Consider the following 13,363-nt stretch of genomic DNA (forward strand, 5'->3'; position numbering starts at 1 on the left):
ATCTTGTAATACCTTAATTTAAGTTTCCGCACTTTCAAAAAGCAAGTCAAACAAAATTATTAAAAGGTCAATACATAATGACAGTTAATTTAATAATAATTTAAACATTTGGAATGTAAAATTATAATATATTAATTAGCTAGGAGGTTAAAAATGTCTTTGTGGGAACGTATTATGTATAATTTTAAGGGTCTTGATAAGTTAGCAATAGAAGAATTGCAAAAAAGAGTGGGAGAACTAGAGAAGGTATCAGGGAACTTCGCAGGTTTGGAACAAGAAGTAATCAAACTGTCGGGTGAATTCACGGGAAATTTTAAAGAGCTATTAGGTAAATTCGACGGTTTGAACGATAAATTCGATGGTTTGCAAGAAAAGCTTACAGGCTTGCAAGAAAACTTCACAGGTTTAGAAGAAAAAGTGAAAACACTTACAGAAGCAGTAGCAGATCAAGAAAAAATAATGGCAACTTGTATCATAGTCAGTGCTGTTGCCGCAATAGCGGTCGCTTCTTTTGTTGCATTCTGTATCTATCAGGGAGTTAAGCTTGATAAAGAGAAGAAAAACGACTTATCTAAAGATACGCCAGACGCAAAACTTAGTAATGTAGATACTACCGATGGTACTGAAAAACTACAGAATAACTTAAAAGTTGCAAACATATAGCTGCATAACACTTTTCTTGAAAAGGTGTTACGCAACTTGTAACACCTTACTCTTCTCTTAGTCTGCGTAGGTTTTTTTGATAGCAAACATATCACTTTTTAGAAAAATATTTGTATTGTAAAGTTAGTAAAGATTCTGGTTTACTTAAAGTTTGTTAATTGCTATCTTTTAAAACACGATATTTACTATAGCACCATATGCTTAGGGTTTTTTCTAAAATTTTATTTATATTAATGTTTTTGGTTTCTAGCTTTTTTACTGTGCATAGTGCTGAAGCTAAATCTAAGCTCAGTAAGAGATACATACCTCCTGGTAACCCTGGTGGTGCAAACTTTCATACAGATGAGGATTTTGCTGAGTCATATAAACTGTATGAGAAGCGTAGGGAATTGCTCAAGAAAAAAAAATTACAAGATCGAGCTATAAATAAAGAAGATCTAATCAAAAAATTAAAAGAGAAAAAAATTGCTAGTCTTGATAATGAGCCAAATGACATGGAAGCTTGCATAGTCGACGATGAAGAGAGCACTATGATAAATCAGCATGGTATTAATATCGCACGTTTAAGGGGTGCTGTATTTATAGATCAAGAGTCAGTTTTCCAGTATGAAAATAAGCAGCATGAAAGTGAACAACAAGAAGAGAAGAAAGTTACTTCAACACGAGAAAAGAAAGTTTCTCCTATAAATGTCACTATAAAAGAAACTCCATCAAGAAGAACGTGCTCACATGATTCTATTGCTAATTTGGATAACGTAGATGCTTATAGTTTGAATGGTTCAAGTTCATTTGGCAGTGTAGCTGACACAGTAAAATAGTATCACAATATTGGCCATTAATAATATGCTAGATAAAGACCTGATATTGAATGATAATACATATGAATTATCGCAGATTTCCAGGCACAAAACTCATGTTGTAGAAGTTGGAAAAGTAAAGATAGGCGGAAATAATCCTGTAGTTGTACAATCTATGGCGCTTGGCGTGCATATAGATGCTGATAATATAAAAAGTAGCGCAAAACATTATGCAAAAGAGATAACAGGACTAGCGCGTACAGGTTCAGAATTGGTGCGAATTGCCTTGAACTCAGAGGAGGTAGCAAGAGCAATACCTTATATAGTAGAAGAGATAAATAAAGAAGGTTTTGACGGTAAAATATTGGTAGGCTGCGGTCAATATGAGCTAGATAAATTAGTTCAAGATTATCCAGACAACATCAAAATGCTGGGTAAAATTAGAATCAATCCAGGCAATATAGGCTTTGGCGACAAACGTGATGAGAAGTTTGAAAGGGTGATAGAGTATGCAATAATGCACGATCTTCCGGTTAGAATTGGGGTAAATTGGGGTAGTCTTGATAAATACCTTTTGCAAAAATTGATGGATGAAAACTCTTCGCTTAGTAATTCAAGGCCTTCTGATGTTATACTGCGCAAAGCACTTGTAATGTCTGCTCTTGATAGTGCAAAAAAAGCTGAAGAAATTGGTCTAAATTCAAACAAAATAATCATTTCATGTAAAGTTAGCAAAGTACAAGATTTAATTTTAGTTTATATGGCACTTGCAAAATCTTCCAATTATGCGCTGCATTTGGGTTTAACTGAGGCTGGTATGGGCAATAAAGGTGTGGTAAATACCGCAGCAGGGCTTACTTATTTATTGCAAAATGGCATTGGAGATACAATACGGGCTTCTTTGACTCAACGTCCTGGTGAATCGCGTACTAATGAAGTGGTGGTGTGTCAGGAAATATTGCAGTCTATAGGCTTGCGACACTTTAACCCTCAGGTTAATTCATGTCCTGGTTGTGGGCGCACGAGTAGCGATCGTTTTCGTATATTAACTGAAGAGGTGAATGGCTATATAAAAACTCATATGCCGATGTGGAAGAAAAAAAATCCAGGTGTAGAGCATATGAACATTGCTGTTATGGGATGCATAGTAAATGGTCCTGGAGAAAGCAAACACGCAAATTTGGGAATCAGCTTACCTGGATATGGAGAAAAACCTGTTTCAGCAGTCTACAAAAACGGCAAATATTTCAAAACTTTACAAGGTGATAATGTCTCTGAAGAATTTAAGGCAATTATTGATAATTATGTGAAGAAGCATTACACGTAACCTTTCACGGTTAATTAATAGATAAATCGCAAATAAAAAAGAAAATTAAACCTTGTTTTTCTTTTTTCGTTGGGAATGTTCAAAAAAGTGTGTCAAACCGAAAAAAAAGTAATAAATTGATATAAAAAAAATGGAGGTTTGACTGACCTTACCCAGAAAAAGTGGAGAGAAAGTTTGGAATGTTTTTCACAAAGAGAATGATGAATCAAAATGCTCAGGAATGCAATAGTTAATAGTGACGTTGTTTGTTATAAAAAATTTCTATATATTCAAATATAGCAGTTTTGATATGCTGTTTAGAGTGCCGAGAGGTGTCTATTGGTAACTCCCTTTTTAGAGAACTGAAGAAGCTTTCCACAACAGAATTGTCGTAACAACAACCTTTATAACTCATCTATGTTTTTTATGGATAAGAGATATTGATAACCTTGCGAAGTATATTGTGAACCTTGATCACTATGTAATAGTAGATTTTTGGCAGGTTTACGCTTGTTAACGGCCATTAATAAAGAGTCCATAACCAATTGTTTATTTATTGAACTGCTCATTGACCAGCCAACTACCATGCGTGAATATAGATCGATTATTGTTGCCAAATATAGCCATCCTTCTTTGGTTTTTATATAAGTAATCCCATACTTTATTTGGTTGATCGACAATAAAGTTTTGGTCTAATATATTGGGAGCTACGACTCTACTGTCCGTTTGTTGTTTCTTAATTTTAAATTTTCTTCTCAATATAGCCTGAATACCATTTTTCTGCATAATACTTTGCACTGTTTTTAAGTTGCAACTTTTACCCAAAGCCTTCAATTCAGCATGAATTTTAGGAGCTCCATATCTACATTTAGAAACTTGATATATTTTTTGAATAGCTGCGAGTAGCTCTTTATTTGCTGATTCTCTACTGCTTATTTTTCTTGTGGTCCACTTATAGTAGCCACTAGCAGAAAATCCTACATAATTCCTGTACTTTATAGCAGTTACTATATAAAAAAATATTTTACTCTTTTTGACTGGCCAGGGCTTTTTTTTAAATGTCTCTTTCCCTTGTTACTCTTGCTTTGTAAATCAAACCTCTCTTTGTCGTAAGGAGCCATGTTACCTCTACCTGGAAATGCATCTGCTGCCGACTTTTTTTCGTTGTGTTTCTTTATCCATTTTCCTAATAAACCACCCTTTATTCCTAAATCCTTTGCTATTTTTGTAATTGTTTGACCTGCCTTTCTTTGTTCATTTGCCAGTTTAACAGCTTCCAATTTGAATTCTGCCGTATATTCTCTTGCCATTTCTAATCCTCCAAAATTTTATTTTACCCGAAAAAACTCCTTTCTTTCTCTCCACTTTTTCTGGGTAAGGTCACTTGGCAACAGTTGCTCTACTTTCTCCTTCATCCAATGCTTCCATTGCTTCCATTGCTTTTTTCCTTAAGTCGTAACTATACGCTGCTGGCATACAAACCCCTCTACCATAAATCCATTCTTACCTTATTGGGATTATTATGAGAAGAGCTATAACTCTATGGGAGGGAAGCAAAATCTGGGATTCGGCCTTAATGGCATTAGCGTTGCATCAGCTTCACCCTCCCTGTGAGGTATTTTAGCTCTAATGCCTCACATCATAAAGATACAAGTGTCAAGCTACTTGGATGACAGGGGAGGGAGGCACTGGGATGACAGGAGAAGGTAGTGGGATGACACCCTGACAACCGTCATCCCGCTGCTTGTTAGCGGGATCTAGAGATACCGCGAATGAATCGCGGCATGACGTAGGACTGCTTTCATTCCAGTGCTTGACACTGGAATCCAGCCTTTCTGCAATCTCATCGAAAACGTTGTAACCACTTTCTATGCTAGTTTGCTTGTGAGCAACCTGGATTCCAGTGTCAAGCACTGGAATGACACCGTTATAAAGGAACCAGTGTCAGCTACTTGAATGACACAGTCTTTGCTTAAACCCGTAACGTTCGTACATTTTGCTAAAAGTTCAAATATCAACATCATGCACATTAAGTGCATTGCTATTAATAAAATCACGGCGTGGTTCAACTATATCACCCATTAATATTGAAAATATGGAATCAGCTTCTTCACAATCTTTTATTTCAACCTTTAATAAAGTTCTAGCCTCAGGATTTAACGTAGTATCCCATAGCTGATCAGCATTCATTTCACCAAGACCTTTAAATCTCTGCAGAGTTAAACCTTTTTTACCATAGTCCATTATTATTTTTGCAAGCGTACTTGGAGAAGTGATTCTTATTTCAGTTTCTTGTGACTTTAAAAATGAATCACCATTAAATAAATTACTTATACCATCAAGCAAACTTAATATGTTTTGCATATCTTTGCCTTCAAGCATACTAAGTGCAAATATATATTTGTCTGCCAATCCTTGAAACAATTTAGAGATATGAATTTCTTTTTCTTCATCTTTTATTTCCACTTCCCAAGTGTATTCGCTGTACATTAACTTCAAATACTTTAATATCTCATCAGCCGATGATAGAGCATTCTTTTTACTTAAAATTAGCAATGACTCTAAGAGATTTTGTGGTATTTCTCTATCATAATTTTTGCTAATATTAGAAGTGCTAACGCATTTATTCAAAATAAGGCGCAAGTTGTTAAATTCTGTAGCTGTACCACTTAGTGTTAATCTTTTAACTGCTGAGTTTATTATATACTCTTCAAAAGTTTCGTCATCTTTAATATAAGTGTCTTTGGCATTCTTTGTAACTTTATAGAGGGGTGGCTGTGCTATGTATAAGTAACCTTTTTCAATAACTTCACGCATATGTCTAAAAAAGAAAGTTAGAATCAAAGTTCTTATATGTGAACCATCAACATCTGCATCTGTCATGATGATAATTTTATGATATCTAGCTTTTTCAATATCGAAGTGTTCACTCCCTATTCCAGCACCAATTGCAGTAATTAAAGAGCCTATTTCTGCAGATGAAAAAATACGATCTAAACTTACACGTTCTACGTTTAGAATTTTTCCTCTTAAGGCAAGCACTGCTTGTGTTTTACGATTACGCCCCTGCTTTGCAGTACCACCTGCTGAATTACCCTCTACTATAAATAATTCCGATAACTCAGGAGCTTTTTCCTGACAATCAGCAAGCTTTCCTGGCAGAGTTGCAATATCAATATTGTTTTTGCTTTTAACTAGCTCGCGCGCTTTTCTTGCAGCTTCTCTTCCTTTTGCTGACCTGATTGCTCTTTCTACTATGCTTGCTGCCAATTTGGGATCAGTTTCAAGGATTGTGCTCAATTTATCAGAAACTATACTTTCTACAACTGCACGTGCTTCAGAACTAACTAGTTTATCTTTTGTTTGTGAAGAAAACTTAGGATCAGGCATCTTAAGAGATAAAACACAAGTTAAACCTTCTCTAACGTCCTCTCCAGTTAAATTTACTTTTGCTTTCTTTAAAAACCCTTCATTAGTTGCATAGGTATTGATACATCTAGTTAGTGCAGATCTAAATCCTGCCAAATGCGTACCACCATCTCGTTGCCGTATATTATTAGTGAAACACAACATATTCTCATAGTAGGAATCATTCCATTCCATCGATATTTCCAAGCTGATGCCAAGATCTTCTGCATCTCCTTTCATACTGGCAATTTTAGTTACATGTGTCTTATTCTTATCTAAATACTGCACAAAATTTGCTGTACCAAAATTGTCTTTAGATTGATTGCTCTGATTGAAATGAGATTCTGTATATGGTTCATTGCGCAGATCACGTAAAGTAATGTCGATATTTGAATTTAAAAATGCTAATTCTCTTATACGACTTTCAAGCGTTGAGTAACTGAAATTAATGCCATTAAAAGTCTCTGTTGATGGCATGAACGTGACTTTAGTTCCTCTTTTGTTTGTATTTTCGTTGACTACCTTTAAAGGTTCAATAGACTCACCATCTTCAAAACGCATAAAGTGTTCTTTCTTATTGCGCCAAATAATTAATTCCAACCAGCTTGATAATGCATTCACAACTGAGATTCCAACACCATGTAATCCCCCAGAAACTTTATAGGTATTGCTGTCAAATTTACCACCAGCATGGAGTTGAGTCATTATTACCTCTGCTGCTGATATTCCTTCTTCTTCATGAATGTCAGTTGGAATGCCACGACCATTGTCGGTTACTGATACTGAACCATCTTTATTTATGCTAACTTCAATTTTATCACAATACCCAGCTAAAGATTCATCTATTGCGTTATCAACAACCTCATATACCATGTGGTGCAAGCCAGATCCATCGTCAGTGTCACCAATGTACATACCTGGACGTTTCCTTACAGCATCAAGACCCCTTAAGATTTTTATTGCATCGGCATTATAACTATTTTCCATGGTATTGCTTCGTTTATGAATGTTAATTAATATTACATTCATATATGCTGATTAGCAACATTTTTAAACTGATAACCCATATTAAAAGCACAACTTTACGAATGTTTATTTTTGAAGACAGCAAATAGTGTCATTCCAATGTGTCTTCCATAACTGTACGAACATTCATTTTTGAAGGTAAATTGCACAACAGATGATGTCATTCCAGTGCTTGACACTGGAATGGCTTTGTTGCATCGCTAGCTATGATGGATTAAAGATAAAAAAGATGGAGAATATCAGTAGCTTATTATTCTGGTATTTATAACAAGAACGGTCAGTGAATACCCAAATTTGAGTAAAAGAAATTTCACTACCACTCACTAATCCGGCTAAAATTCAAGAATTTCAATGCTTTAGCTATTTTCAATAGAATTAAATTTATTAATGTAAATAATAAATTACTATTCTTAAATTTGATCAGATTGATTGCAAAAAAACAAGATTTTCAATAGGTTACTTATAATCCTAACTATAGTTAGCCTTTCATAAGTAGCGATGCAACAAAGCCCACTGGAATCCAGAAATTTTGCTTATAACTGAGCTGATGAGCTAAAGGTAGTTGTCTTACGCTAAAACAAACGTTTTTAATTAAGTTGCATAGAAGCTGGATCCCAGTGTCTGGGCACTGGGATGACACCCCACTGGTGGGAATTGCTCCCAAACTACAACGTTCGTACAGTTGTGTGTGTCTTCCCATGGAGATTGCTCTCAAATCATAATGCTCATGCAGTTGCATGCTCGACTAATTAACAGAAAAATCTATAATTCAGTTTACGTATTTTCTTATCTCAGCCAAAATCTTATCAGATTGACTTTCGTCTGAATTTAAATCAGCTGCAAAGTGTGTAACATATTTTCCTCCAGGGCCAATAAGGTACATTATTGAAGAATGGTTGATTTCTTCTTCTCCACCAACTTTGCTAGCATATACTTTATACTTTGCAATTACTTCGTCTATTTTTTCTCTTTCACCAGTTAACATTTGTATTCTGTGGTCAAATTGCTGCTGAAATTCTTTAAGTCTTTCCGTGCTATCGCGCTCAGGATCGACTGTGATGAAGAATGTTTGTAGCTTGTTGTTAGTTTTCTCATCTAACTTTGCAAGTGTTTCTGAAATTATTCCAAGGTTCATAGGGCAAATTCTTTTGCATGAGGAAAACCCAAAGAAAATCATCATGTATTTATCTTTAAAATCACTACTGCGCAAGATCTGTCCGTCCTGATTAATTAAAGAAAAATCTCCGCCTATCTTAACTTCTGCGTTGTGAATCGCTGCTGGGGCAAACATGCCTTTTTTAGTGAAATAACAATAACCTAAAAAAACAACTGCTAATGCTGCTAGCACATTAGATAATAATCTTATAAACCTTACCATTAGAATGCTCTCAGTAAAATTGAATTGTATCTTTATTGGTTAACCTATTCAATATATTTATTCCAAAGTGTATTGTTAATTTTGTCTAACAGTTTCTTATGTTCATCAATTTCTTCACTATTTGGTAAATGTTCTCTGGGAGTTAGATTACGTACTTTATGCTGAACGAATGTAGAGTTACTGTCCTGATTGCATTCATTATCAAACAGAAAGGTTTGTAACCCTCCTGTAAGTTCAACATATACCTTTGCAAGCAATTGAGCATCAACTAGTGCTCCGTGCAATTCTCTATTCTCTAGCGATATATCAAAACGCTTACATAATGCATTCAAAGAAGCAGGTGATCCTGCGAATTTTTTCCTCGCAAGAGGTAATGTATCTAGCACTCTGTCTGAGGAAATTAACCTAGCATTCAGCTTGCTTAACTCCATGTTAAGGAACTTAACATCGAATTCAGCGTTGTGAATTACCAAAATATCATTAGATATAAAGTCAAGAAATTCAAGTGCAACATCTGAAAATAATGGTTTATCTTCTAAAAATTCTTCACTAATACCGTGAATCTTAAACGAGTGATAAGGTATATCTCTTTCTGGGTTAAGGTACCGATGGAATACTTTACCTGTTGGAATGCGGTTAATTAATTCCACACACCCTATTTCAATAATTCGATGACCAGATTCAGTGTCAAGACCTGTCGTTTCAGTGTCAAGTACTATTTCGCGTAGCTTGCTTTCCATTTCAAATAAAACTCATCTTACTTATCATTTGTCTTATCGTTACTTGTCTTTTTATAGTGAATAGAAACAAGCAACCAGCTTGGGTCTGATGAATTAACATTTTTTTTGAATTGCCATACATCCTCAACTTTATTAATAGTGGATGTACTACCTGATATTATATCTCCTTCATTGTTCTTAACGAAGTTAATTTGCTCTGAAAGGAAATATACTGCAATAAACACTGCGTTTTTTACTAGCTTTATTTCTAAAATCTTTTGTGAAACGATAGAAACAATTATAGACTCGTGCACCTCTTTACGATGTTTAATCTTCTCTGCGAAATTATCATATAAGTCTTTATCGAGAAGTGGTTTTAACTGAGACAAATTTCCTTGATTGAAACATTTTATTATTAATTCAAAAGCTATGCTTGAACCTTCTATAAAGTGGGAAATAGAAAAATCTTTGTTTTTTTTTAATATTTGTTTATAAGTAACTTTTATTGAATTTTCATCATTGCTATCAATGTAACCCTCAATGTTTTCTACTACATCTTCTCTACTTCGGCTTACATCCAATACATTAGTTAGCTTTTTTAGGTTGAGGTTGGCTGACCTTCCTAAAGAATTATACAAACGTGAAAAAATGAACGCCGCTAATAAAGCATATATTACAAGCTCTATCATAGTAACTCAACTCCTTGGCATATAAAGTATCCGAACATTATTAATTATTAATGAAAATATGTTTTTCATATCAACTTATAATCAGGTTTGCTATTCGTTTGTAAATGAATATATTATATAAGAAAGTATTAAATATCTCAACTTAATTAAAGGAGACGTAAGAAATGCCACAACAAAAAATGAGAATTCACGGTCAATATGTTAAAGATCTATCATTTGAGAATCCGAATTCGCCATTCCTTTCTTCTAGTAAAGCTCCAGATATTAATGTAATGGTTAATATCAATTCAGCAAAATTAGAAGGGACGAAAAACAAAGAAGAAGTGAATGAAGAAAAATCTTTTCATGAAATTACTTTGCATATAGAAGTCAAAGCAACGGTAAAAGATGAAGGCATAAAAGATGGTGTAGCTTTCATTTGTGAGACGAAATATTGTGGCATTTTTTCAATAGAAAATTTAAAAGAGTTGAGTGAGGAAGAGGTAAGACAAGCTTTGTTTATTGGCGGACCTACTTTTCTTTTCCCTTTTGCAAGAGAAATAATTGCAAGAGTTACAAGTAGTGGTGGATTTCCCCCACTGATGCTAGATACTATAGATTTTGAAACTATGTATGAGCAGCAAGGTCAACAACAAAAAAGTAACGGTAGTAATTCCAATTTTAACTAATATAGTGTGATAGGATGAACAATTCTTTAAATGCAAAAACGACTTTAAACATTGACGGGAAGTCATACAACTATTTTAGCCTAAGTAGTGCTAGTGAATTTTTAGGAATAGATGTGACTAAATTGCCTTGCTCACTTAAGGTTCTGCTTGAAAGTTTATTGCGCAATGAAGATGGAGTAAACGTAAAGCTAGATGACATAAGAGTACTAGCAGACTGCGTTAATAAACACACTAATCACGAAATTAGCTATAAACCAGCAAGGGTGTTGATGCAAGATTTTACAGGGGTTCCTGCTGTTGTTGATCTAGCTTCAATGCGGGACTATGTTAAGAAAAATGGAGGAAACCCAAGCAATATAAATCCGTCTGTACCGGTTGATCTTGTGATTGACCATTCTGTTCAAGTAGATAGTTATGGAAGTGTTTCCGCATTCAGTAAGAATGTTGAGTTAGAAGTAAAAAGAAATTTGGAGAGATATCAATTTTTAAAGTGGGGAGAATCGTCCTTCACAAATTTTAGAGTAGTGCCGCCTGGCACAGGGATTTGCCACCAAGTGAATCTTGAATATTTAGCGCAAGTTGTGTGTAATAATGATGGAGTCATATATCCTGATACTTTAGTTGGTACTGACAGCCATACTACAATGGTTAACGGATTATCAGTTCTTGGTTGGGGTGTTGGAGGCATAGAAGCTGAGTCTGTGATGCTTGGTCAACCAATTAGTATGGTGATTCCAGAAGTAGTTGGATTTAAATTAATTGGCAGATTGTCGGAAGGAGTAACTGCGACCGATTTAGTGCTGATGGTTACCAATATCCTAAGAACAAAAGGCGTTGTTGGTAAGTTTGTAGAATTTTATGGTGATGGTTTAGATTATTTATCTTTGGCAGATAGAGCCACTATAGCAAACATGGCCCCGGAGTATGGCGCAACTTGTGGATTTTTTCCAATTGATCAAAAAACGCTAGATTATTTAAGCTTAACCGGAAGGCCAGAAAAGCTGATTAAGCTAGTTGAGGCTTATGCGAAAGAGCAAGGACTGTGGCGTAGTAGTGACGAGTTAGCATTTTTTGACACACTAGAGCTTAATTTATCAAGCGTGGAGCCAGTAATGGCTGGTCCCAAAAGACCACAAGATAAGGTTTTTCTTTCACAAGTGGCAGAGTCTTTTTCTAAATCATTTTTAGTTAATGAGTCAAAGGAAAGCGATAAACTCCAAGATGGAAGTGTAGTTATTGCAGCAATAACAAGCTGCACTAATACTTCTAATCCAAGTGTGATGATTGCTGCAGGTCTTGTAGCTCGTAATGCAATTAAACTTGGATTAAAATCAAAGCCTTGGGTTAAAACTTCTCTTGCTCCAGGGTCACAAGTTGTAACAGAATATTTAGAAAAGTCTGGATTGCAGGTAGATCTAAATGCTTTGGGTTTTAATCTAGTTGGATATGGTTGCACAACTTGCATTGGGAATTCTGGTCCACTTAATAAAGATATAGAAGATGGCATTAAAAACAAAAACTTAACCGTTGCTGCAGTTTTATCTGGCAATCGTAACTTTGAAGGAAGAATTCATCCGTTAGTCAAAGCTAATTACTTGGCATCTCCGCCACTTGTTGTTGCATATGCACTTGCTGGTACTGTGCAAATTGATCTGACAAAAGATTCAATATGCAAAGATAAGAATGGAAATGACGTCCATCTCAAGGATATATGGCCAACAAACAATGAAATCGAAGATTGTGTTAAAAATGTGGTAACACGTGAGATGTTTATACAAAAGTATAAGGATGTTTTTTCTGGTGATGAACATTGGCGAAAGATAAAGTGTGAAAAAAGTGAAATCTATAATTGGGATACAAATAGCACTTACATACAAAATCCGCCCTATTTTGATAATTTATCACCTAAAAATAATAAAATCGATATAAAAGGTGCACAAATATTGGCAATGTTTGGCGATAGCGTAACCACTGACCACATTTCCCCTGCTGGAAATATTGCCTCAAGTAGTCCTGCAGGTATATATTTAAAAAATCTTGGAATTGAGCCACAGGACTTTAATTCGTATGGGTCTCGTCGTGGTAACCACAATGTAATGATGCGTGGGACTTTTGCTAACATTAGAATAAAAAATGAAATGGTAAGCATCGAAGGCGGCTATACAAAATATATTCCTTCTCAAGAAACTATGTCGATTTTTGATGCAGCAATGCGCTACAAGGAAGCTCTCATCATTGTGGCAGGAAAGGAGTATGGCACAGGTTCAAGTAGGGATTGGGCAGCAAAGGGTACTTTATTGTTGGGGGTTAAAGTTGTCATTGCAGAAAGCTTTGAGCGTATACATAGGTCCAACTTGGTCGGCATGGGTGTTCTTCCACTTATATTCCAAAATGGAATAACCAGAAAGATATTTGATGGTAGCGAGGTAATAAGCATAAAAGGTGAAATAGTGCCAGGTGGAAATCTAGAATGCATCATCAAAAGAAAGGATAATTCAAAGCAATCAATTCAACTCAAATGCTGTGTACAAACCGCAACTGAGACTAAATACTTGATGTGTGGTGGAGTGTTGAGCTACATACTTGCACAATCTTTTTGATTTAGTGAAGTTATTTCATGGACTTCTTTTAGCCAGCCCTGATCCCTTTGTAAATAGCAATTTGCTCTGCGCAAAGTTATGATATAATTTCACCATACATATGGTGTCG

16 protein-coding genes and 1 pseudogene are annotated in these 13,363 nt (G+C 35.2%); 5 read left to right on the forward strand and 12 right to left on the reverse strand.

Annotated features, from left to right (window positions below; translation table 11 throughout):
* The first annotated feature begins 153 nt into the window (after positions 1-153).
* The 3 genes from ABWU48_RS01930 to ispG all read left to right on the forward strand — a co-directional run bounded on the left by ABWU48_RS01930 (position 154) and on the right by ispG (position 2,787).
* Positions 154-663, forward strand: coding sequence for a hypothetical protein (locus ABWU48_RS01930; protein WP_209472690.1), 510 nt, complete (start codon positions 154-156; stop codon positions 661-663).
* Positions 664-860: 197 nt separating this feature from the next.
* Positions 861-1,481, forward strand: a complete 621-nt coding sequence (locus ABWU48_RS01935) for a TRP75-related protein (protein WP_070356736.1) — start codon at positions 861-863, stop codon at positions 1,479-1,481.
* Between the two features lie 25 nt (positions 1,482-1,506).
* Positions 1,507-2,787: a flavodoxin-dependent (E)-4-hydroxy-3-methylbut-2-enyl-diphosphate synthase gene (gene ispG / locus ABWU48_RS01940; protein WP_353288455.1), complete on the forward strand. Its 1,281-nt coding sequence runs from the start codon at positions 1,507-1,509 to the stop codon at positions 2,785-2,787.
* A 229-nt stretch (positions 2,788-3,016) separates the two neighbouring features.
* On the opposite strand, the gene ABWU48_RS01945 is transcribed toward ispG, so the two are convergent.
* The 12 genes and pseudogenes from ABWU48_RS01945 to ABWU48_RS02000 form a co-directional block, all read right to left on the reverse strand.
* Positions 3,017-3,181, reverse strand: a complete 165-nt coding sequence (locus ABWU48_RS01945) for an IS3 family transposase (protein ID WP_080717620.1) — start codon at positions 3,179-3,181, stop codon at positions 3,017-3,019.
* The gene (locus ABWU48_RS01950; RefSeq protein WP_264329769.1) at positions 3,171-3,383 is read right to left on the reverse strand and encodes a DDE-type integrase/transposase/recombinase; all 213 of its coding nucleotides are present in this window, start codon (positions 3,381-3,383) and stop codon (positions 3,171-3,173) included. Before ABWU48_RS01950 ends, ABWU48_RS01945 begins: the two co-directional genes overlap by 11 nt.
* Positions 3,316-3,552 (reverse strand): transposase, encoded by a 237-nt coding sequence (locus ABWU48_RS01955; protein ID WP_264705738.1) that lies wholly within the window; start codon positions 3,550-3,552, stop codon positions 3,316-3,318. The genes ABWU48_RS01950 and ABWU48_RS01955 overlap by 68 nt, the downstream gene beginning before the upstream one ends.
* Positions 3,553-3,570: 18 nt before the next feature.
* Positions 3,571-3,789: pseudogene (locus tag ABWU48_RS01960) on the reverse strand (IS3 family transposase); the annotation flags it as partial.
* A complete protein-coding gene (locus tag ABWU48_RS01965) occupies positions 3,774-4,076 on the reverse strand; it encodes a transposase (protein ID WP_084741699.1) in 303 nt (100 codons plus the stop codon). The pseudogene ABWU48_RS01960 and the gene ABWU48_RS01965, both read right to left, overlap by 16 nt.
* A gap of 346 nt (positions 4,077-4,422) precedes the next feature.
* The gene (locus ABWU48_RS01970) at positions 4,423-4,680 is read right to left on the reverse strand and encodes a hypothetical protein (RefSeq protein ID WP_010962372.1); all 258 of its coding nucleotides are present in this window, start codon (positions 4,678-4,680) and stop codon (positions 4,423-4,425) included.
* Positions 4,681-4,773: 93 nt separating this feature from the next.
* Positions 4,774-7,161 carry a DNA topoisomerase (ATP-hydrolyzing) subunit B gene (gyrB, locus tag ABWU48_RS01975; RefSeq protein WP_010962371.1) on the reverse strand — a complete coding sequence of 796 codons (2,388 nt, stop codon included), beginning with the start codon at positions 7,159-7,161 and terminating at the stop codon, positions 4,774-4,776.
* Between the two features lie 95 nt (positions 7,162-7,256).
* Positions 7,257-7,379, reverse strand: a complete 123-nt coding sequence (locus ABWU48_RS01980; RefSeq protein ID WP_010962370.1) for a hypothetical protein — start codon at positions 7,377-7,379, stop codon at positions 7,257-7,259.
* A 299-nt stretch (positions 7,380-7,678) separates the two neighbouring features.
* Positions 7,679-7,939, reverse strand: coding sequence for a hypothetical protein (locus ABWU48_RS01985; RefSeq protein ID WP_010962369.1), 261 nt, complete (start codon positions 7,937-7,939; stop codon positions 7,679-7,681).
* A 30-nt stretch (positions 7,940-7,969) separates the two neighbouring features.
* Positions 7,970-8,578: an SCO family protein gene (locus tag ABWU48_RS01990; protein WP_353288456.1), complete on the reverse strand. Its 609-nt coding sequence runs from the start codon at positions 8,576-8,578 to the stop codon at positions 7,970-7,972.
* Between the two features lie 44 nt (positions 8,579-8,622).
* Complete coding sequence (gene dnaQ / locus ABWU48_RS01995) at positions 8,623-9,318, reverse strand: DNA polymerase III subunit epsilon (RefSeq protein WP_010082574.1); 696 nt, start codon at positions 9,316-9,318, stop codon at positions 8,623-8,625.
* A gap of 17 nt (positions 9,319-9,335) precedes the next feature.
* Positions 9,336-9,986: a Tim44/TimA family putative adaptor protein gene (locus ABWU48_RS02000; RefSeq protein WP_010962367.1), complete on the reverse strand. Its 651-nt coding sequence runs from the start codon at positions 9,984-9,986 to the stop codon at positions 9,336-9,338.
* Between the two features lie 164 nt (positions 9,987-10,150).
* Between ABWU48_RS02000 and secB the strand changes: the two genes are divergently transcribed.
* Complete coding sequence (gene secB, locus ABWU48_RS02005; protein WP_353288457.1) at positions 10,151-10,654, forward strand: protein-export chaperone SecB; 504 nt, start codon at positions 10,151-10,153, stop codon at positions 10,652-10,654.
* A gap of 14 nt (positions 10,655-10,668) precedes the next feature.
* The gene (gene acnA / locus ABWU48_RS02010) at positions 10,669-13,254 is read left to right on the forward strand and encodes an aconitate hydratase AcnA (protein ID WP_353288458.1); all 2,586 of its coding nucleotides are present in this window, start codon (positions 10,669-10,671) and stop codon (positions 13,252-13,254) included.
* Positions 13,255-13,363 lie beyond the last annotated feature (109 nt).

Source organism: Wolbachia endosymbiont (group A) of Tromatobia lineatoria (assembly GCF_964028565.1).
GTDB lineage: Bacteria > Pseudomonadota > Alphaproteobacteria > Rickettsiales > Anaplasmataceae > Wolbachia > Wolbachia pipientis.

Excerpts from the sequence above, each read along its gene's own strand:
- ABWU48_RS01930 (WP_209472690.1), top strand. The coding sequence starts at position 154 with ATGTCTTTGTGGGAACGTATTATGTATAATTTTAAGGGTCTTGATAAG.
- ABWU48_RS01935 (WP_070356736.1), top strand. The coding sequence starts at position 861 with ATGCTTAGGGTTTTTTCTAAAATTTTATTTATATTAATGTTTTTGGTT.
- ispG (WP_353288455.1), top strand. The coding sequence starts at position 1,507 with ATGCTAGATAAAGACCTGATATTGAATGATAATACATATGAATTATCG.
- ABWU48_RS01945 (WP_080717620.1), bottom strand. The coding sequence starts at position 3,181 with ATGAGTTATAAAGGTTGTTGTTACGACAATTCTGTTGTGGAAAGCTTC.
- ABWU48_RS01955 (WP_264705738.1), bottom strand. The coding sequence starts at position 3,552 with ATGCAGAAAAATGGTATTCAGGCTATATTGAGAAGAAAATTTAAAATT.
- ABWU48_RS01965 (WP_084741699.1), bottom strand. The coding sequence starts at position 4,076 with ATGGCAAGAGAATATACGGCAGAATTCAAATTGGAAGCTGTTAAACTG.
- gyrB (WP_010962371.1), bottom strand. The coding sequence starts at position 7,161 with ATGGAAAATAGTTATAATGCCGATGCAATAAAAATCTTAAGGGGTCTT.
- ABWU48_RS01985 (WP_010962369.1), bottom strand. The coding sequence starts at position 7,939 with ATGCAACTGCATGAGCATTATGATTTGAGAGCAATCTCCATGGGAAGA.
- ABWU48_RS01990 (WP_353288456.1), bottom strand. The coding sequence starts at position 8,578 with ATGGTAAGGTTTATAAGATTATTATCTAATGTGCTAGCAGCATTAGCA.
- dnaQ (WP_010082574.1), bottom strand. The coding sequence starts at position 9,318 with ATGGAAAGCAAGCTACGCGAAATAGTACTTGACACTGAAACGACAGGT.
- ABWU48_RS02000 (WP_010962367.1), bottom strand. The coding sequence starts at position 9,986 with ATGATAGAGCTTGTAATATATGCTTTATTAGCGGCGTTCATTTTTTCA.
- secB (WP_353288457.1), top strand. The coding sequence starts at position 10,151 with ATGCCACAACAAAAAATGAGAATTCACGGTCAATATGTTAAAGATCTA.
- acnA (WP_353288458.1), top strand. The coding sequence starts at position 10,669 with ATGAACAATTCTTTAAATGCAAAAACGACTTTAAACATTGACGGGAAG.